General features: G+C 69.4%; 13 protein-coding genes. 5 read left to right on the plus strand and 8 right to left on the minus strand.

What is annotated here, in order from left to right; all coding sequences use genetic code 11:
* The first annotated feature begins 193 nt into the window (after positions 1-193).
* Positions 194-658 carry a hypothetical protein gene (locus tag AC5JJ2_RS15955; protein WP_495859003.1) on the plus strand — a complete coding sequence of 155 codons (465 nt, stop codon included), beginning with the start codon at positions 194-196 and terminating at the stop codon, positions 656-658.
* A complete protein-coding gene (locus AC5JJ2_RS15960) occupies positions 655-960 on the plus strand; it encodes a hypothetical protein (protein WP_495859004.1) in 306 nt (101 codons plus the stop codon). The genes AC5JJ2_RS15955 and AC5JJ2_RS15960 overlap by 4 nt, the downstream gene beginning before the upstream one ends.
* Positions 961-1,072: 112 nt before the next feature.
* On the opposite strand, the gene AC5JJ2_RS15965 is transcribed toward AC5JJ2_RS15960, so the two are convergent.
* The 6 genes from AC5JJ2_RS15965 to AC5JJ2_RS15990 form a co-directional block, all read right to left on the minus strand.
* A complete protein-coding gene (locus tag AC5JJ2_RS15965) occupies positions 1,073-1,768 on the minus strand; it encodes a HisA/HisF-related TIM barrel protein (protein WP_495859005.1) in 696 nt (231 codons plus the stop codon).
* A gap of 105 nt (positions 1,769-1,873) precedes the next feature.
* Positions 1,874-6,133 carry a DUF4340 domain-containing protein gene (locus tag AC5JJ2_RS15970; protein ID WP_495859006.1) on the minus strand — a complete coding sequence of 1,420 codons (4,260 nt, stop codon included), beginning with the start codon at positions 6,131-6,133 and terminating at the stop codon, positions 1,874-1,876.
* Between the two features lie 282 nt (positions 6,134-6,415).
* Positions 6,416-8,992, minus strand: coding sequence for a hypothetical protein (locus AC5JJ2_RS15975; protein ID WP_495859007.1), 2,577 nt, complete (start codon positions 8,990-8,992; stop codon positions 6,416-6,418).
* 107 nt (positions 8,993-9,099) lie between these two features.
* Positions 9,100-9,864 carry an ABC transporter permease gene (locus AC5JJ2_RS15980; protein WP_495859008.1) on the minus strand — a complete coding sequence of 255 codons (765 nt, stop codon included), beginning with the start codon at positions 9,862-9,864 and terminating at the stop codon, positions 9,100-9,102.
* A gap of 104 nt (positions 9,865-9,968) precedes the next feature.
* A complete protein-coding gene (locus tag AC5JJ2_RS15985; RefSeq protein WP_495859009.1) occupies positions 9,969-10,691 on the minus strand; it encodes an ABC transporter ATP-binding protein in 723 nt (240 codons plus the stop codon).
* A gap of 212 nt (positions 10,692-10,903) precedes the next feature.
* Positions 10,904-12,901 (minus strand): HEAT repeat domain-containing protein, encoded by a 1,998-nt coding sequence (locus AC5JJ2_RS15990; RefSeq protein ID WP_495859010.1) that lies wholly within the window; start codon positions 12,899-12,901, stop codon positions 10,904-10,906.
* Positions 12,902-13,157: 256 nt separating this feature from the next.
* On the opposite strand from AC5JJ2_RS15990, the gene AC5JJ2_RS15995 reads away from it, so the two are divergent.
* The gene (locus tag AC5JJ2_RS15995) at positions 13,158-14,633 is read left to right on the plus strand and encodes a WD40 repeat domain-containing protein (protein WP_495859011.1); all 1,476 of its coding nucleotides are present in this window, start codon (positions 13,158-13,160) and stop codon (positions 14,631-14,633) included.
* Positions 14,634-14,825: 192 nt separating this feature from the next.
* Positions 14,826-16,286 (plus strand): enoyl-CoA hydratase-related protein, encoded by a 1,461-nt coding sequence (locus tag AC5JJ2_RS16000; RefSeq protein ID WP_495859012.1) that lies wholly within the window; start codon positions 14,826-14,828, stop codon positions 16,284-16,286.
* 47 nt (positions 16,287-16,333) lie between these two features.
* Here the strand turns inward: AC5JJ2_RS16000 and AC5JJ2_RS16005 are convergent, their stop codons facing one another.
* Complete coding sequence (locus AC5JJ2_RS16005; RefSeq protein WP_495859013.1) at positions 16,334-17,347, minus strand: alpha/beta hydrolase family protein; 1,014 nt, start codon at positions 17,345-17,347, stop codon at positions 16,334-16,336.
* 182 nt (positions 17,348-17,529) lie between these two features.
* Here AC5JJ2_RS16005 and AC5JJ2_RS16010 point away from each other — a divergent pair, with 182 nt between their 5' ends.
* The gene (locus tag AC5JJ2_RS16010) at positions 17,530-19,011 is read left to right on the plus strand and encodes an aldehyde dehydrogenase family protein (RefSeq protein ID WP_495859014.1); all 1,482 of its coding nucleotides are present in this window, start codon (positions 17,530-17,532) and stop codon (positions 19,009-19,011) included.
* A gap of 46 nt (positions 19,012-19,057) precedes the next feature.
* Here AC5JJ2_RS16010 and AC5JJ2_RS16015 read toward each other — a convergent pair whose 3' ends face one another.
* Positions 19,058-20,338, minus strand: coding sequence for a Gfo/Idh/MocA family protein (locus tag AC5JJ2_RS16015; protein ID WP_495859015.1), 1,281 nt, complete (start codon positions 20,336-20,338; stop codon positions 19,058-19,060).
* Between the last annotated feature and the right edge of the window lie 27 nt (positions 20,339-20,365).

A 20,365-nucleotide genomic window follows, 5' to 3' on the forward strand; every position in this document is an offset into this window, starting at 1 on the left:
GGTGAGCGGCTTTATATAGCCGCCGGCTTGCCGGCGGGGTTATGCGACACCCAAAACCCCGCCGGCAAGCCGGCGGCTATATGAACCGCGAACTGCCCTTTACACCACTTCCGACCTCTGGCATATGCCGTACTCGGATCGTTCGGGGCGGGCCGTCGGGGGACGGCCGGCCGCGGATCGTGGGGGACGTTGCATGAACCGCTTCGCCGCCGGGGGGCTGGCCGTGGCGCTGGGCCTCGCGGCCGGGATGGCCGCCGCCGACGGGCCGAAGCCGGCCCGCACTTCCGGCAAGAAACCCGACGAGAAGGTCGAGAAGAAAGCCGACACGCCGCTGCGGCCGCCGGTCATCATCGCGCCGCTGACGGCCGACGTGCTGTCCGAGGCGGTGAAGGACGAGCAGGCCGCCTGCACCCGCCGGCTGGACGCGTGCGCGAAGCTGCGGGAGATCGCGGCCGCGAAGAACGACGAGAAGTCGCTGGCGCAGATCGACGAGTTGGAGAAGCAAGCCATCGAGATTTGTCAGGCCCGCGTCGCCCGGATGGGGGTCCGCGGGACCGCGGCCCGGTCGAGCGTCGTCCGGGCCGCCGCGGAGCCGCCGTTCGACCCGGCGGCCGTGGCCCCGCCCGCCCCCGTCGAGACGCCCGGAGGGAAGCGATGAACAAGGTCCTACTCTGCGGGCTGGTGCTGGCCGGCGGCGGGTGCGTCCACATCAAGCCGGTCGGCCCGCTGGCCCAGTTCCAGGGGCTGAACCCGGACGGCAGCAAGCCGGCCGCGGAGACGCCCGACCCGATCGTGCGGGACGCGCCGCGGCCGACGCCGCCGGCCGTGTACATCACGCCGAGCGAGGTGACGGCCGCGAACGCCGACGAGGCGCTGAAGCGGCTGGCGCAAGAGTTGGAGACGGACCGCCGGTCGATGGACGCGATGCCGCGGTACGCCGAGGTGTCGGTGGTGAAGTAGCGGCCCGACTTCCGAAGTCCGGCTTCGACTTCGGAAGTCGATGTCGCAATCACTTCCTGTACAAGCAATCGTTGCCGGTTGGACTTCCGAAGTCGAAGCCGGACTTCGGAAGTCAGGGCAGCCGCCCGTCGTGGAACGCCGACGCGACGAGGACGCCGTCCACGCCGACCGCGGCCAGTCCTTCAACATCCTCTCGATTTCGCACGCCGCCGCCGGTGAGCAGCCCCACGTCCGGGAAGCGGTCCCGAATCCTTCGGCAAACGGCGAGCGTCCGTGGCCCGTCGTTCCCGCCGACGGCCGCCAGGTCCAGCACGATCAACGTCCGCGCGCCCGCCCCGACCGCCGCCGCCGCCACGTCGTTGGCCGTATCGCCCCAGGTAGACCCGCGGCCGAGCAACTTCCCATTCATCAGGTCGATCGAGACGGCGAACCCCGCGGCGTGATCGCGGAACGCGGCCGCCACGCCGGGGCCGTCGGCCGTCTCCGTCCCGACGACCGGCCGCACGGTCGCGGGGACGAGCCGCGCGTCGGCCGCGTGCCGCACGCCGAAGTCGAGCCAGACGGGGGCGGGGAACAGGTTCACAAACTCGCGGACGGCCGGCGATGGCCGGTCGCCGCCGCGGATCGCGTCGAGGTCGGCGACGTAGACTTCCCGCGCGGCGGTGACGCCGAGCAGGTCGTTCGCGACCGTGAACGGGTGGGTGGACGCCGTGACGGAGCTGACGACGGGCCGGTACTCGTCGCGCCGCCCGCCGACGCCGCGGACGACGTGGCCGCCGAGGATGTCGAGGACGGGGATGATGCGCACGAAAGGTTTTCTCGTTTCAACGGCGAGCCGAGCGGCGTAAGCCGCCGGGTAAGGGCGCGTTACCCGGCGGCTTACGCCGCTCGGCTCGCCGGGGTTGTCGCGGGATTATTTCCCGCCCACGAACCCCGCGCGGTCCTTCGTCAGCTTCCGCGTGTCGGCCTCGCTCAGCACGAACACGTCGGTGCGGCCCTTCTCGTCCACGCGGGCGTACACCCGCTTGCCGCCGCTGCCGCCCTCCTCGCGGCCGAGGTAGAGCGTCTTCGTCAGCCCGCCCTGCTGCGTAATCGTGACGATCCGCTGCGGCGGCTGGAGGCCGTACAGCTTCGGGTCCGCGTCCTTGTCGGCCGCGTACCGGAGGGCCTTCAGCCCGGCGAGCGCGTCCAGGAACTCGCTCACCTGGGCCGGGTCGATCCGGTCCGTCGGCTTCGCCGCGTCCGTCCAGTTCCCGCCGACCTTCGTGAACCGGAAGTCGGCGTTCCCGGCCTGCACGGAAATCGCCTCGACCTGGGCCGCGTCCACGCCGGACCACGCGGCCCGCTTGCGGTACTCGCCGGTCACCTTCGCCGTCAGCGACGGGTCGAGCAGCGCCACCAGGTCGCCCTTCTCCAGCTTCGCGTACACCCGGCCGCCCTTCTCCGCGCCGACGAGCAGGCTCAACACTTCGTTCGCCCCGTTCTTCAGCACCCACTTCACGGCCGGCTTGTCCAACCCGAACGGCTTCAGGTCCGTCGGCTTCTCCGCGACCAACTCGTCCGCCTGGAGCTTCGCCAGGGCGTTGATGAACTCGTCGATGTCCGCCTGCTCCGCCTCGGCCTCGACGGGCACGACCGTCTTCCACGTCCCGTTCACCTCGGCGAACGTGACCGCCCGGTCCCCGCGGGTCATCTCGATGCGGTCGGCCTTCGCGAACTTCGCCAGCGCTCGGTCGCGGAACTTCAGCGGCGCGGCGAGCAGCCGTGTCGCCAGCGGGCCGGGCAGCACGCCGACGGTCGGGTTGCCGTCCACCATCGCGTACCGCTGGCCGTCCGGGTAGTTTTCGTCTACGAGATTACCGAGCTTCAGCACCTTGTCCGTCGGCTTGTCGAGGCCGACCTTCAGCGTGACGGTCGCGGTCGGCTTGTCGAGGCCGAACGGCTTCAGGTCCTTCGGTGCGTAGGCCGCGACCTTCGCGGCCCGCAGCTTCGAGAGCTGTTCCGTCAGCTCGTCCAGGATCGGTTGGTCGGCCTTCAACTTCGTCGGCTTCACCATGTCCCAGCCGACGGTCGCGCCCTGCACGATCTCCAACTCCTCGGCCCCCTTCTTGCGAACGAGGGAATTCAACGCGGGGGCGTCGAATGTCAGCAGCGTGCGGTCGGCGAAATCGAGCTTGCCGCGGGCGAGGGCCTCGACGCCGACGCTCGCCAGCACCGCCGCGGCCGGGCCGTCGTCGATCCGAGCGTACCGTTGCACGCCCCGCGCCTTGCTGAGGATTTCTTTGCCGAGCTTGACGGCGTGCGTCTCCGTCTTGCCGTCGGCGGTGAACGTGCCGGTGATCGTGTACGCCGGCTTGTCGAGGCCGAGGTCGGCCCACTTCACGGCCGGGCCGTACCCGGCGAGTTCCTGCACCGGCGGCCGCGCCAGGAAGCTGAGCAGCAGATCGACCGTCGGCTTGTCCGGCACGAACGCCGCGCCCTCGGCCTTCCACGCCCCCTTGTCGTCCTTCACCAGCGTCACGTTCTCGTCCGCCTTCGGGCCGACGATCTGCACCTTCGTCAGGGCGTCCGGCTTCTGGTTGAGGATCGTCTTGTCGAGCAGCTCCAGCGCGGGCTTATCCACGTCCTTCAACAGCGTGTCGTTCAGCACGAAGACGGCCGCGTTCGGCCCGTCGGCGAGCTTCGCGTACCGCGTGTTCGGCTCCGCCGCGGGCTTGCCGACGAGCAGCGTGCGCGTCACCGGAACCTCGGCCTTCGCGTCGTCCGGCTTCGCCTCCTTGTACGTGACGACGAACTTCAGCGCCGGCTTGTCCAGCCCGTGCTTCGCGGGGTCGGCCGTCGCCGCGTCGTACTTCTCGGCCCGGACGTTGGAAAGCGCCGACGCCACGGCCTGCGTCTGGAGGAACGGGACCGGGGCCTCGAACGGGCCGGTCAGCTTCCACGCCGCGGCGTCGCTCGTCAGCCTGTACGTCTCCTTCCCCTCGTCCCGCGTCACCTCGACGGCCGTGACCTTGTCCGGCGGCACGCTCCAGAGTTGCAGCGGCAGGAACGCGAGCGCCCCGTCCTTGAGCGAGTCGATCGTCGCCTTCGGCACGGTGAACACGCTGTTCGTCCCGGCCCGGCGGGCGTAATACTCCGGCTTGAACTCGGGGGACGCCCCGATCTCCAGCTTCTCGACCTTCACGCCGAACGCGAGTTCGACGGTCATCGTCGGCTTCGTCAGGCCGTACTTCTTGTCCAGGTCTTCGGGCTTCGGCGCGTCGTCCACGTACTCGGTCACTTCGAGCCGCGACAGGTCGCCGGTGAGTTGGTTGGCCTTCGCCTCGTCGGCGTCAATGGCCAGCGGCTTCGTCAGCTTCCACTTCGCGTCCGGCTTCGCGAGGGCGAACGTGTCGGCCCCACGGGTGACGGTCACGCCGGTGAGCTTGAGTTCGGCCGTGTCGAAGAGGCGGCGGCCGCGGTACGCCAGGGCGGGCCGGTCGAGCAGCTTCTTCACGTCGTCCGCGACGACGTTCACCCGCGGCCACCCGGCCACCTGCACGTTCAGCTTCTTCTTGTCCGCGTCGTGCTTGCCGAGGACGTACTTCACGGAGCGCGGGGCGGGCGGGGTCTGCCCGTCCGGAACCTTTTCTTGAATCGTCAGCGTGATGGAACTCGTGCCGTCGAGGCCGAGGCCCGTCAGCACCGTCGGGGCCGGGTTGTCGAGGACGTTCTGCTCCCCCTTCGGCTGCGCCACGATGAGCGGGTCGGCCGGCGTCGCCGGGTTCTTCGCCTCCAGCTTCGCGAGCTGGTCCACCAGTTCCGTCACCTTGCCCGACTCGGCCAGCACGTCGCCGACGTACCACCGGTCCTGCTTCTCGTCCTCCTTGTCGGCATTCTTGTTCCCCTTCTTCTTCGTCAGGGAAATCGGCGGTTGGCCCTTGAGCGCGACCTCGACCTTCGTGACCTCGTCCGTCTCGAACCGAGCGAGCGTCGCGTCCCGCAGGTCGTCGAGCTTCGGGAACAGGTCGGCGAACTTGTCGGCCTTCACCTCGAACAGCAGGTCGAGGCCGTCGATGCTGGCGTAGTGGTACGTCTCGGTCGTCTTCGGCGGCGGGGGCGGCGGCGCGCCGAACGGCATCGGTGGGGGCGGCGGCGGGCCGTCCTTCACGACCGTCCGCGACACCTTGCCGACCTTCAGCGTCGTCGGCCCGGCCGCGCGGGTGACGGTCAGCACGTACTGCGGCTTGTCGAGGCCCGTTTCCGTCGAGGGCTTCGCGGGCAGGAACTGCTCGACCCACAACTCGGGGACGGCGGTGAGCAGGCCGCGGAGCTTCGCCGGGTCCGGCCGGTCGCGGAGCGGCGTGAGGCTTTTGCCCGCGGCGTCGATCTCCCACGCCGTCGCCAGCTTGTTCGCGGCCAGAGCGGGTTCGCTCGTCGCGTCCCGGTCCGCCTTCGGCGTCGGGTTCGGGGCCACCCGCTTCAGTGACAGCCCGCTGTCAGTGGTTTCGATCTTGATGGAAGTAATGTCGTTGCCGACGACGGCGGCCCGGCCGCCGGGCGGGGTCGGCTGCGCCGGGTCGAACGACTCGCCGCCGGTCAGCTTGACCCGCTCGAACTCCGGGAAGAGTTGCTTCCGCCGGTACTCCTCCGGCTTGCGGGCGGCGACCTGCATCAGGTCCGAGTCGAACCGTAACAGGTCGGCGTGGTCGTCCACCTTCACGAACGTCGGCCGGGCGTACTCCGGCTCGTCCGGCTTCGCCGCCGGGCGTCCCAGGGTCAGCGTGGTGGTGCGGTTGCCGGTCGTCAGCTTCGCGACGATCTGCTTCTGCGTCGCGTCCAGGCCGTAAGCCTTCAGGTCGCCGTCGGGCGCGATCGGCTGGAACCGCGACTTGAGGTTCGCCAGCACGCTCACGAGCGCCTTCGCGTCGTCCTGGCGGACGGGCCAGTTGCCCGGTTGCGTCCACGCGCCGTTCGCCCCGCGGACGAGCGACAGCGTGTCCTTGTCCGCGGCGAGCGTGAGGGCCGTCACGTCGTCGGCCTTGAGCAGCGCGAGCGCGTCGGCGGCCGGGGACGCGGCGGCGGGCGGCGGCGGGCCGATGCCGAGCGTCGGGGCGACGGCGTCGCCCTTCCACGCCCAGAACGCGGACCCGGCGACGAGGGCGAGCAGCAGAATCGTGGTGAGCCAACGCATGGTGAAGTCTCGAATAATCTCGTTCACTCGTGGGGCCGGGCGTCGCAACGCCCTCCCGTTCCCGACAACGGCGAGCGTCACGGCGTAAGCGTGACGTGTCTAGAAATCGCAACGACCGGTTTTGTGGAACCCTGAGCGGAAGCGACGGGGTGGAGGCGATTCACCCCGTCGCTTCCGCTCAGGGTTCCACAAGCAACGGCATTCTCTCGCCGCGGGGCACGAGACACGTCACGCTTACGCCGTGACGCTCGCCGTTGATACGGACGGGCGACGTTGTGGCCGCTACCGCACCTTCCGCAGCATCAGCATCAGGACGCCGAGGTACGCGCACGCCAGCGGCAAGCCGACGGCCGTGCCGAGCCGCCAGTAGAGCGATTGCTTCTCGCTCATCTCCACCCGCGGGAACTGCCACTTCTCCTCGGCCGGGCGGTCCTTGGGCAGCCGGTCGTCCCGCTTCAGTTGCCAGTTCAGCGTGTGGACGAGCAGCTTCTCGTGGGCCGGGTCGAGCGACTTGCCGGCGATCAGCCCGCCGTGGCCGTACACCGCCACCCGCACCGTCGGCGGCGACGGCCGGTCCTCCGGCTTCAGCAGGTTCGCGTAGTTCTCCGGCTCCACCACCAGCGGCGTCAGCCCGGTCCAACTGCCGATCGCGCCGCCGACGATGCTGCGGGCCTGCTCCGCGACCAGCTTCGGCTGGAACCACTCGGCCGGGACCGTCCGCTCGATGGCCGCGCCGACCGGGAACGGCCCTTTCCGCTCCTCGTCCCGCGTGCCGCGCTTCGGGTCGTCCGGCTTCGCCGGCGTGAACTCCGGCGTGTACTCGCCCTCCGGGACCGGCTTGTCCTCGCCCCATGACTCCTTGCCGCTCTCCGCGACCGTCGCCACGAACTTCTGCCTCGCCGCGACCTGCGCGTTCAGGTAGACCGGCCGGAACCAGTTCCGCCGCAGCTGCGCCTGCGCCTCAGACGTGCGGCCGGACACCTTCATCGCCTCGGCGATCGGGTTCGCGGCCTTCCCCTTGCCGGGGAGGTCGAACGTCAGCGGCGGGACGGTGACGGTCCCGCCGGCGCGGAGCGTCTCGCCGCTCTGCTCGACCATCGCCCGCGTCTCGGCGTCGTACATGACGGTCAGGGTGCTGAACTCGAACCCGAGCCGCTTGAACACGCCCTCCAGCGCGTCGTCCGGGAAGCCGGGGATCGGCCGCACGTTCGACGGGTCCACCGCCCCGAAAAGCCCCAGCACCGGCTTCCCGGCCTTCAGGAAGTCCTTCACGACCTCCGCCTGGTCCTCGGTCAGCGAGTAGATGGCGGGCGGCAGGAAGTCGCCGGTCACGAGGTTCGGCGTCGTCTGCCGCGGCACGATCAGCACGTCGCAGTCGGCGACGGCGCGGGCGAGCTTTAGTTTCACGTCCGTCGTCCGCCGGGCCTCGACGGCCCGCTCGTTCTTCATCGCCTCCAGGTACTTCGGCGTGACCTTGTCGAGTTCCTCCTTGTTCGACTTGATCCGGTCCTGAATGGCCTTGATGTTGTTCGCCAGGAACTCGGACGCGGCCTTCCGATCCTCCTCCGTCTCGAACGGCTGGTTGAACTTCAGGAACTCCAGCTTTTTCGCGATCTGGTTCAGCGGCTCCTTGTCCACCGTCTCCTTCGACTTCTGGAACAGCACGAGTTGCAACTCTAGCCGCGGCTGCCGGGCGCTGAACGTGGCGTAGGCGTTCTCGATGGCCGTCAGTTCGTTCTCGGCGAACGTGTCCCCGGCGGCCGTCCCGGCCCCTCGGCCGAGGCCGCGGCGGGTGAACACGTCCACGATCTCGAACCCGTTGCGTTCGAGCATCCGCCGCAGGCCGCCGCTGGTGTACCGGTCGGCCTCCTCGTCGCCGGCCGACTGCGACGCGAAGAACGGGTGGATGACGAGCAGCCCGACCTTCGGCTTCTTCTCGCCGAGCTTGAACACGCGGTCCGCGAACGGCCGGATGCCCTGCGGGATGAGCACGAGGTTCTTGTTCTTCGCCTGCGTCGTCCCGTCGGCCCGCGTGACCAGTTCCTGCGACGCGGTCTTGTCGAGCAGGTAGAACTCGGCGAAGCTGAGCCGCTGCACCTTGCCGTCGGCGTGGAAGAAGATGCTGTTCTCCGGGGCCGATTCGAGCGCCGCCCGCAGCGTCGGCGATTCCTTCGTCGCGGCGTCGAGTTGGTCGAGGTAGCCTTCGTCCGTCGTGTCGAGGACGGTGACGCGGAATTGCGGGCCGATCTCGCGGAACAGGTCCACCAGGTCGCGGACCTTCTCCGTCACCTTGCGGTCGGCGGCCGACACGAGGCTGTCGTCGGTCGAGCTGGTGGCGGCGTTCGCGGCGTCCGGCTTCCGCATCTTCAGCACGATCACGTCCGTCGGCCGGGTGATCTTCCGCAGCTCGTCCTGCACGTCCGGCGGCAGCGTGAACTGCTTGTCCCGCGTCAGGTCGAACCGCTTGTAGTGCGAGAACGACCAGTAGTTAACGATGACCACGAGCGCGACGGCGAGGGCGGTCTGGAGGTAGCCGTTCGCGCCGACGGCGGTGCGGCGGCCGGTGACGAGCGTGATCGCGCCGAGCAGCTCGACGACGAGCCACAGCGCGACGGCGATCCCGCCGACGCCGACGACCCAGCTCGCGACCTTCGCGGCGTCGCCGAACTTCCCCTCGAACGCGGATTGGTAGTTCGCCCACAGCGCCTTCGCGCCGTCTGTCGTGAGATCGACCGCCGGCAGGTCGGTGGCGAGCAGCACGCCGCCGACGGCGGCCGCGAGCAGCCCCGTGAGGCCGAGGCCGCGGACGGTGAACCGGAACACGTTGCCGAACGTCGTGCGCTGGCGTGCGTCAACCATGAATCGACCTCTTCAATTTCGCATTTTTCATTTCACATTTTTCATTGGTTCAAAAAGTCTAACACTTTGAACCAATGAAAAATGAGCAATTCAAAATGCAAAATGGTTTATCGCAACCGGCGGGCTTCCAGACTCCGCACCGTCAGGAACAGGCACAGCAGCGTGACCGTCGCGTACAGTACGATATGCCGGGTGTCCAGAATCCCCCGCGTGAAGTCCCGGCGGAAGTGCTCCGGCACGCTGATGAAGTACACCAGCTTCGTCGCCAACGACCCGGCGTCGTACTCCGGCCGCCAGAACGCCGCCACCACGAACACCAGGCTCAAGAGCATCGCGATCATCGCCGCCACGAGCTGACTCTTCACCAGGCTCGACACGAACAGCCCGATGGCCAGGAACATCGCCCCGGCGAGGAACGCCCCGAGGTACGACGTGACGACCGGCCACGGGTCGATCCGCGGCCGCATCGTGTTCATGTCCAGGTCCAGCAGCACCGGCAGGTACGCGACCGTCGGCAGCCAGAGCACCACGTAGAACATCAGGCACGCCACGTACTTGCCGGCCACGACCTGCCAGTCGCGGATCGGGGCCGTCATCAGGCTCTCGAGCGTCCCCGTGCCGCGCTCCTCGGCGAGCAGCCGCATCGTCAACAGCGGCGGGATGAACAGGAACACGAGCCAGAACTTCTCGTCCCCGAGCAGCGTCTGCATCGGGAACTCGGCCCCCCGCGGCCCCGGCTCGGTGAGCAGCCCGAGCGTCAGCCCGAACAGCCGCCCGGTCACGAGCAGGAACACGGCGAGCGTGACGAACCCGATCGGCGAGAAGAAGTACGCCGTGAACTCTCTCTTGATCAGACTCAGGGTGGGTCGCATGGCGTTCTTGAAACTCGGAACTCGGAACTCGGAACTCGGAATGACGATCACGAAGGTGGTCCACGGTTTTCGTTCCGCGTTCCGCACTCCGAGTTCCGAGTTCCTCAAATCCCCTCTTGGCCGGTCAGCCGGACGAAGATGTCTTCCAGGCTCTGGTTCCCGTGCTTCTGCCGGACCGCCGCGAGCGACCCGTCGGCCACGACCTGGCCCTGGTAGATGATGATGACCGAGTCGCACGCCGCTTCCACTTCCGACAGGATGTGCGTGGACAACAGCATCGTGTGCTGCTGGCCCAGCTCGCGGATCAGCTTGCGGGTTTCGCGGATCTGCGTCGGGTCGAGGCCGGCCGTCGGCTCGTCGAGGATCAGCACCGGCGGGTCCGCGAGCAGCGCGTCGGCGAGGCCGACCCGCTGGCGGTAGCCCTTCGACAGCGTGCCGACCAGCTGCGACTTCACGTCCTTCAGCCAGCAGCGTTCCAAGACGTAGTCAATCCGCTTGCGGCGGGCGGACCAGCCGAGGCCCTTCAGCCCGGCCCGGAACTTCAGGTACTCGGCCACCCGCATGTCGGCGTACAGCGGGCAGCTCTCCGGCATGTACCCGATCCGCCGGCGGGCCTCGATCGGGTCCCAGAACACGTCCCGGCCGTCGATGCTGGCCTTCCCGGACGTGGCCGTCAGGAACCCGGCGAGGATGCGCATGGTCGTGGACTTGCCGGCCCCGTTCGGACCGAGGAACCCGACGACGCGGCCCTTCGGCACCTCGAACGAGATGCCGCGGACCGCGGGGTATTCGCCGTAGTACTTGTACAGGTCTTGGACGAGGATCATGGGGGGCACGGTCCCGGCAACGGTGTGACTCAGTGGCGGCGGCGACCCGGCAGGTTGAACGCACGTTATGGATTAGACGAACCGTCCGGGCAAGGCAAGGGGCGAAACGTGGGCGGGTTACGGAGGTGGTAGGAAGACGATGGAAATGACGGGGGGCCGGGGCACGGGATGATTCCCGCGCCCAGGCCCCCGGTGTCAATATGCCGACGGCGTTACTTCCCGAACAGCCGGCCGGGGCTGCGGGCCAGGTCCGGCGTGTCATCGACGGCCGGTTTCGCCGGCGCGGCGTCGCCGTCCGCCTCCTGCGGGTGCTTCTTGCCGCCGAAGATGCGGCCGGGGGCGCGGTTCAACGACGGCTCCTCGAACGGCTGCGCCCGGATCGTGTCCGCGTCCGTCGGCAGGTCGAAGCTCGCCTGCTGCACGTCGCCGGCGCGGGTCGTCGAGCGGGTCACTTCCACGTTCGCCACTTCCAGGTTCGAGTCCGACTGCGCCAGCCGGGCGAGCTGCGTGATCGGGATGCCCCGCGGGGTGGCGTCCACCGCGACGGTCGCGGCCAGCACCTTCGCGGCGTCGGCCTTGCGAATCACCTCCACCACCTCGGCGTACCCGCCGCCGAACTCGCCGACGGCCGTGAGGACGCCGCGGAGCGTCGCGGGCACTTGCGCCGTCACTTCCTTCGCCCCGTCCTGACCCGTCGCCAGGTACGTCACCGTCGCCTTCTCGTCCCCGGCCTTCGCCGAGATGACGAAGTCGTTGCCGACCGGGATCGTGAACGGCGGGACGAGCGTGCCGCCGGTCCCGAACAGCACGACCTCCGCCCGCTGGCTGCTCGTCAGGTGGACGACGGCCTGCGAGGTCGGCGCGACCTCGTGTAGCCAGAACGCCTTCTTGACGTGCGTGCCGTGCAGTTCCGGGTGGCGGTCGTTCGCGCTCCGCAGGGCGACGAACGCCCCGTACCGCAGCCCCGTGTCCGGGTGCTTCATCAGCTCGACGAGCCGGTCGGTGCTGACGCCGTCGTCGATGCTCGCCAGGGCCGTCAGGCAGTGCGACCGCAGGGCCGGGTGCTCCTCGGCCAGCTTCGCGAGGTCGGCCGCGCCGCTCGTGCTGCCGAGGTACGCCAGCGCCTCCGCCGCGGCGAACCGCACCCACGGGGACTGGCTCTGCAGCCCCGTTTGCAGCGCCCGCGTGCTCTCCGCGCCGAACGCCTCCAGCTTCGCCGCCGCGCCGATCGCCGTCTCCGGGTCGAGCAGTTCCTGTTCGAGCTTCTTGCGGAGCAGGCTGTCCGGGCCGCTCGGGACCATCGGGACTTGCCGGGCGACGATGAGGAAGCGTTCGTGGTTGAGCCGGTACGCGGGCGGCACTTTCACGAGGACCACGTCGCCCTTCACGGCATTCGCGACCTTGTTCCGGGCGTCGCCGGCGAGCAGGAACGTGGCGTTCAGCCGGGCCGCGACCTCCATCGCCGTCCGCGGGTTCGCGTCCTTCTCGTTCAGCATGAAGAAGTACGGCCGGTCTTCGAGAACGCGGCCGCCGCCCCACACCCGGCCGGCCGTGGCCGTCGGCGCGTCGCTGGCGACCGTGGCCTTCAGCTTCGCCGTGTTCTCCATGACGCCGGCGACGAGCGGCCCCTCGGCCCGCACGAGCGTCTTGCCGACGAGCAGCGTGTCGCCGCTGACGGCCGGGTTCGCGCCGACATCGAGGCCCGCTTCGATCATCCGCTGGCGGACCGTGCCGGACAGCTCCGACGTGGCGAGGTCGGCCTCGAAAAGGATGCCGCCCTTCAGGCTCGTCGTCCGGCTGCCGCGCGGCAGGACGATGTCGATGTCGATGCTGTCGCCCTTCTTCGCCCCCGGCGGGATGACCGCGGAAACGAGGACGAGCGAGCAGGTGTTGTTCGGGTCGTCGAGGAACTGCTTCGGCGTGAGCTTCTTCTTGCGGAGGTCGCGCTCGAGCATCGGCCGCCACTCGCCGGCGGCGACGCACCCGGTCCCCGGTAGCCCGTACACGAGGCCGACGGCCGACACCTGGATCGGCTCGGTGTTGCTCACGACCGTCTTCTGGCCGACGGTGGCGGCGATGTTCTTCTCGGCCGCGTCGTCCGCGGCCTGCGGGCGGGCGGTTTGGCCCTTGTCCTTCTCGAAGGAGGTGCAGCCGGCGACGCCGTGAATGGCGGCGAGTACGCCCACGGTCAGGAGTGCGGCCCGCGTCATCGTGTTCCCCCCGTTCCCCGGTCGGCCGGAACTCCCCAGTCCGCGGCCGACCCGTCGGGCGGCGTGCAAGTGCGCACGCACATTCCCGGACGGGGGCGGACGATAGCGTGAGGGAAACTTGAGTCAAGTGAAAAATGCCGGCCGGCGAGTGGCCCGGCGAGCCGAGCGGCGTAAGCCGCCGGGTTAATGTCGCGGGCGACTCACCCGGCGGCTTACGCCGCTCGGCTCGCCAACGGCCGCCGGGTATTATGTCCGCATGTTGAAGTTTGAAGCGATCCTCCTCGACCCGTCCCCCGGCGAGATCGCCGAGCGGCTGGCGGACGCCACGGCCGCCGCGAACAAGCGGTGCCGCACCCGGCTGCTCGCGGACGACCCGGCGAAGTGGCGGAAGTTCGCCCGGCAGGTGCAGGCGTCGCCCGAAGGCTTCGAGCTGTGGCGCGGCGGCAAGGGCGGCGTGCCGGGGACGCAACTCGTCGGCGGGTGGTGGACGGACCACGTCGGCCGCAAGCACGTCGTCCTCCGCGGCCGCCGGATCGAGCACGACGCGGCGAAGGTGCTCTTGCACAAGGACGAACTGGCCCGCCGCCCGCCGCTGTGGCACTGCTACCCGGAGCACCTGTACCAGCGGCTGTTGCCGGACGGCGACGGCGTGCCGGTGACGGAGTGGATCGCGGCGTGCGGGTGCGGCGCGGTCGGCACGCCGGAAGCACTCGGGTGGATGGGCGAGACGTGCGGCCCGTGCCACGACCGCCGCGAGGAGGCCGGGCCGGCGGCGCTGAAGGGCAACCGCGTCGGGTGGCTGCACGGCGTCCGGAACCCGTTCAGTTGCGTGGCGTTCAGCCGGGACGGGACGAAGGTGGCGGCGGTGGAAGAGGACGGGCCGCTGTGCGCGTGGGACCTCGAAACGGGCGGGACGCGGCCGGGCCGGACCTCGCCGTTCGAGATTCGAGAGGGCCGGGCGTTCTTCCTGGGCGACCGCGACGACCGGGTGCTCGTCACGGAACAAATCACGGGATGGACCTGTGTGTTCAAGGCGCTCAAGGGGAGCGACGACGGCCGGTGGGAACCGGGCGGCTTGACGGAGGACTTCCGCACCTTCCCGACCGACGAGCCGGACCGGGTGGCCGTTCTGTTCGGGAACACCCTGCGCGTGGCGGCGTACCCGTCCGGCAAGACGCTGCACGCCCGCGAGTTTCCCGGTGCCGTCTGGGTGTCATCGCCGACGCGGCCCGACCCCCGGCACGTCGTCGCCGTCGGCACGGAACAGGTAACTGTTCTCGAATCCGCCACTTTGGGTGAAACCGCAACGGTCCCTTTGCGACTGATGTTGCCCTCAGGGGCACATGTTTACCACAACATCCAGGCCGTGTACCACGAGGCGATGAACGTCGTGTTCATCGGCCGTCACTCGGACCTCGAAATCTTCGATGCGCGGACGGCAAACTACCGCCCTTCCATCTCGCTCTATCGCGTGCCGATCGCGAGCTATCAGAACGGCCCGGCGTTCGTCCGCGCGATGGCGCTGTCGCCGGACGGCCGGTTCCTGTACCTCGCCGTCGCCGGGCGGCTGGTCGTGTTCTCCGCCGGGTTGATGCAACCGAAGGCCGCGTTCGCGTGGCACGTCGGCGACATCGAGGCGCTGGCCGTGTCGCCGGACGGGAAGACGGTCGCGACCATCGGCAACGACGGTGTCGTGAAGCTCTGGCCGATGGACCGGCTGCTCGACGTGTGACCCGCTTGGTGGGAACGTGTACGAATTATCATTATAGGTGTCGCGTCAACCCAGGTGGCGATTCCGCCACGGGGGCCACCCCGTGGCGGTGGCGGCGGTGGCGGTGTCGCCTGTCAAGTTGGCAGGGTCCGGGGGGCAGCGGGGGTACGTGGCCTTGACGCCCGCCCGCGAATTTCGCGACCATGCCGGGCGATGCTGCTCGAGACGCACACCGCCTGGGTCGAGGCCGACGGCCGAATCGCGACGCTGTGGCTGAACGGGGCCACCGTCGCGGACGTCGGCCGGGCCGTCGCGGCCGTGCGGGACGACCCGTTCCTCGAAATCCTCGTCGTCCGCAGTGCGAGGCCGACCGGCTTCGCCGTCGCCACGCCGTTCCTCGACGACCGGTACGAATTCGCACACGCGGGCCGCCGCGTCCTCCGCGAACTGGAAGAGTTGCCGATCCCGACGCTCGCGTTCATCGAGGGGCCGTGCGCCGGGCCGGGCCTGGAGCTGGCGCTGGCGTGCGACTACCGGCTAGCCGTCGCCACGCCGGACGCGTGGCTCGCGCTCGGCGACTCCCCGTGCTGGGGCGGCACGGCCCGGCTGCGCGAACTCGTCGGGGCGCGCACCGTCGGCACGGTGACGGCGCGGGAGGCGAAGGCCATTGGCCTGGTCGATCACGCCTTCTGTCAGCGGCGGGCGAAGATCGAACTGCGGACGTGGCTCGACCGGCTGGAGGACCGCCCGCGGAAGCGGCGACGCCCGTGGCTCGGCTGGCGGCGACGCCTACGGCTCGACGCGGCGGAGTTGGAAGCGTTCGTGACGGCCCCATCGGTGAGCGTGGCCGGAGCCGCTTCCCCTTGCTTGCGCCGCGGGCTGGTCGTCGAACTCCGCGGGTGTCCGCAGGCCGTGCCGTTCGCCGTCGAGTATGTCCTCCGCGGCGGCACGGTCGTCACGGACGACCCGGAAGCCATCGGCGAACGGCTGACGGGACCACTGCTCCGCGGCCGGGCGACGCCGCTGGAGCGCGAGCAGGCCCGCACCCGCGTCAAAACCGAGGGCCGCGGGAACCTGATTTTCGAGGCCGAATCCGCCGACCCGTTTGCCGTCGTGCGGGCCACGCTGCGGCCGCACGCCCGGCCGGTCCGCGTCGGGTTCCCGCTGTTCGCGGACTCGCCCGCCGTCGAACTCACGCCGGGATCGGCTACCGCGGCCATCGCCGAGTTGTTCGCGAGCGCCGGGTTCGCGCCGGCGGTCGTGCCGGACTCACCGCGGCTGCCGGCGCGGGCGCGGTTCGCGGCCGTGGCGGACGAGGCCGTGCGGCTCGTTGCGGACGGCTTTCCCATCGAGTTAATCGACGACGTGGGCCGCGCGGTGACCGGCCGCCCGCCGCTGCGGGCGCTCGACGAGTTGGGAACTGACACCGTGGTGTCACTCGTGCCGCGGGTGCGGCCGTTCGCCGCCGCCGGGCTGCGGCGGGCGTTCTACCACGCCGACCGGCCGGCCGAAGCGAACGCGCTGGCGCAGGCGATGCTCGGGGGCGACGTGTCGGTCGAAGAAGACGAGCGGGAGGACGCGGAACTGGCCGGCGAGATCGAACGGCGACTACGGGACGCGGAGGGGAACGCGGATCGCGTCGAAGAGAGTCTTCCGCTGCGGCGTGCGGCATAACGTGCGCGAAAGCCCCGGCACGGTCGTGCCGGGGCTTTCGCGCCCAATCACTTCGCGGTCAGCTTCTGAATCAAGAAGTCGTTGATGCCCGTGTACTTCGCCGACTTCTTCTCCGGCCACGACACCTCGGCCTCGACGCCGGCCTTCTGCATCACCTCGGCCAGCTTCACGCCGTAGATCGCCGCGTGCGTCGGGTCCTTCGGCCTCTGCCCGACCTCGACCGGCACGTCCTGCGACGCGTAGCTCAGGAACACCGGCGCGTCGTCCTTCGTCACCAGCTCGATCGGCGAATACTCCTTGATCCACGGCATGATCGTGTCGCGGTTCTTCAGCGCCTCCTCGAACTCGCCCGGCCGCGGCCGGCCCTCGGCCCGGTAGCCGAAGGCGTGCCCGCCGTAATTGGCGTTCGGCATCCATTCGCGGAGTTGCTTCGGGTCGAGTGACGTTTGCGCGCCGTTCACGGCCGCGCACGTCAGCCGGGTCGATTCGCGGGCGACCGGGTCGTCGCTCTTGGGGTCCGCGAGGTCGTCGTGCAGCGCCAGCCACAACGACGTACACGCCCCGGCCGACCCGCCGGTCGCGCCCACGCGGGTCTTGTCGAGGTTCCACTCCTTCGCCTTCGACCGCATCACCTGGATGGCGCGGGCGGCGTCGTGAAGCGGGGCCTTCACCGGCGGCTCGACCTTCTGCTCCATCGCGTGCTGGATGAACCGGTAGTTCACGGACGCGACCGAAATCCCGGCGTCCAAGAACGGCTTGATGGCGGTCGTGCCGTAGGAGTTCTTGTCGCCGTTGACCCACCCGCCGCCGTGGATCATGACGACCAGCGGCGTCGGCTTGTCGGACTTCGCCTGCCAAAAGTCGAACTTCTGCCGCGGGTGGTCGCCGTAGGACACGTCGGCGGCCGTCGGCGTCGGGCGGACCGGCGGGGCCTTCTTCTCCGGCTGCTTCGCTTTCGTCTCCGGCTTCTTCTCGGTTCGCGCCTTCGGCTTCTCGGCCTGGGCGAGGATCGTGCCGACGCCGACCGTCAGGGCGGCGAGGGACAGGAACGTGCGGACCATCGGGGAGTCTCCATTGGGGAAAGGGACACGCGGCGGGAAGTTGAGGATACCCGATTGCGTGCAGAAGTCACCAGAATATAGCCGCCGGCTTGCCGGCGGGGTTTTGCAATCCCCAGAACCCCGCCGGCAAGCCGGCGGCTATATTAATCCACCACCCATCTCCCCAACCGAGGGCCTCTCCCATGTCCGCGACCGCCACCGCCCCGCGCCCGAAACTCACCGCCCCGAAAGTCGCCAATCAAAAGATGCTCGTCGGCGGCAAGTGGGTCGAGGCCGCGTCCGGCAAGTCGTTCCCGACCGTCAACCCGTCCACCGGCGAGACGATCTGTCAGGTGGCCGAGGGGGACAAGGCGGACATCGACCTCGCGGTGAAGGCCGCCCGCAAGGCGATGGACGGGCCGTGGGGCCGGATGAACGCGTCCGAGCGCGGCCGGCTGATGAACAAGCTCGCCGACGCCGTCGAGAAGAACGTCAACGAGCTGGCCGCCCTCGAAACGCTCGACAACGGCAAGCCGATCGCCGACTCGCTCGCCGCCGACCTGCCGCTGACGATCCAGTGCTATCGGTACTACGCGGGGTGGGCGGACAAGGTCACCGGTAAGACGATCCCGGTGGACGGCAACTACTTCTGCTACACCCGGCACGAACCCGTCGGCGTCGTCGGGCAGATCATCCCGTGGAACTTCCCGCTCCTGATGCAAGCCTGGAAGTGGGGGCCGGCGCTGGCGTGCGGCAACGCCCTCGTGCTGAAGCCGGCCGAGCAAACGCCGCTGACCGCCCTGCGAATCGCGCAGCTCGCGCAGGAGGTCGGGTTCCCGGACGGCGTCGTCAACGTCGTCCCCGGCTACGGCCCGACGGCCGGGGCGGCGCTCTCCTCGCACATGGACGTGGACAAGATCGCGTTCACCGGCGAAACGTCCACCGGCAAGATCGTGATGACCGCCGCGGCGAACAGCAACCTGAAGCGGGTCAGCCTGGAACTCGGCGGGAAGTCGCCGAACGTGGTGTTCGCGGACGCCGACCTGGACGCGGCCATCGAAGGGGCGTACTTCGGCCTGTTCTTCAACCAGGGGCAGTGTTGCGTGGCCGGCAGCCGCCTCTTCGTGGAGGAGAAGGTGTACGACGAGTTCGTCCACAAGATCAGCGCGAAGACGAAGGCCCGCCGGGTCGGCGACCCGTTCGACCCGGCGACGGAGCAAGGCCCGCAGGTGAGCCAGGAGCAGATGGACCGCATCCTCGGGTACATCGAGCACGGCAAGAAGGACGGGGCGAAGCTCCTCACCGGCGGCGGGCGGGCCGGCGGCAACGGCTACTTTGTAGAGCCGACGGTGTTCGCGGACGTGCAGGACGGGATGAAGATCGCGCAGGAGGAGATCTTCGGCCCGGTCATGAGCATCCTGAAGTTCAAGGACATCGACGAGGTGATCGACCGCGGCAACCGGACGCTGTACGGCCTCGCCGCGGCGGTGTGGACGAAGGACGTGAAGAAGGCGCACGCCCTGGCGCACCGGCTGAAGGCGGGGACGGTGTGGGTGAACTGTTACGACGTGTTCGACGCGGCCGCGCCGTTCGGCGGGTTCAAGATGAGCGGCATCGGCCGCGAGCTCGGCGAGTACGCGCTGAACATGTACACGGAGGTGAAAACGGTGACGATGGCGATGTGAAACCAGCGGTTAGCGGGCGATCCGATGGGTCGCCCGCTAACCGGTCTTACACGCTCTCATACGTCCACGGCTTCCGCTGCTCGCGGGCCAGGTGCGTGTCCGCGTCCTTGTCGTTGACGAACGCCTCCGTCGCCGCGTCCCACGTCAGCTTGCGGCCGAGCCGCAGCGCGATGCCGCCGAGGTGGCACAGCGACGCCGACCGGTGGCCGACCTCCACGTCGCAGATCGGGGGCTTCCGCGTCTTCACCGCCTCGAAGAAGTTCGCCATGTGGTCGTTGCTCACCGGCAGCCGCACGTCGCCCGTCGCGAAGGCGTCCTTCAGGATCTCCGGCTTGCTCGCCTCGATCTTGCCGCGGGTCACGAACAGCCAGCCGTCCGGCCCCTCGAACTTGATGCCGATGCCCGTCTCGCCGGCCTTCGGCTCGCGGAGCTGCGCCCCGAAGATGCTGTGCGTCGTCGTCGTCTGGCAGCGGTGCTTCACGCCGTTCGCGTAGGTGTAATCGACCTCGTACTCCGGCGGCGTCGTGAACCCGCCCTCGACCGGCTTCACCAGGACGCGGCCCTCGATGGTTTGCGGGCCGCTGCGGTCCAGGCCCATCGCCCACAGCGCGATGTCGTTGTGGTGCGCGCCCCAGTCGGTGATCGTGCCGCCGCTGTACTCCCGCCAGAACCGGAACCAGAGGTGGCACCGCTCCGGCACGTACTCCGCCTCCGGGGCCTGCCCCTGCCACGTGTTCCAATCCAGCGTACTCGGCGGCGGCGACGCCTTGAACGGCCCCTTCGCGGGACCGGCCGGGAGGACCGTCGTGATCTGCGTGAGCTTGCCGAGGCGGTTGTTGCGGACGACCTCGCAGGCGAGCCGGAACTTCGCGTCGCTCCGCTGCTGGCTGCCGGTCTGGAGCACGCGGCCGGTCTGCTTCACGGCGGCGACGAGCCGCTTCCCCTCGTCGATGGTCAGCGTCAGCGGCTTCTCGCTGTACACGTCCTTGCCGGCCCGTAGCGCGGCGAGGTTGACGAGGGTGTGCCAGTGGTCCGGCGTGCCGTTGAGGACGATCGCCACGTCCTTGCGGTCGATGACCTTGCGGAAGTCGGCGTACACCTCGGCCGCCGGGTGCGCCTTCTTCGCTTCGGCGGAGTTCTTCGTGTCCACGTCGCAGACGGCGACGACCTCGCCGAACCGGGCGGCGTCCTTCAGGATGCCCCGCCCGCGGCCGCCGCAGCCGACGAGCGCGATCTTCGGTTTGGCTTCGTCGCGGGCGAGGAGAAGATTGGGTGCGAGGGCAGCGGCTGTGGCGAGGGCCGCGCGGCGGGTCGGGAGATGCGACATGATTCGTCTCGAGAGGGTGGAAGAGGC

This window comes from Limnoglobus sp. (genome assembly GCF_059499385.1).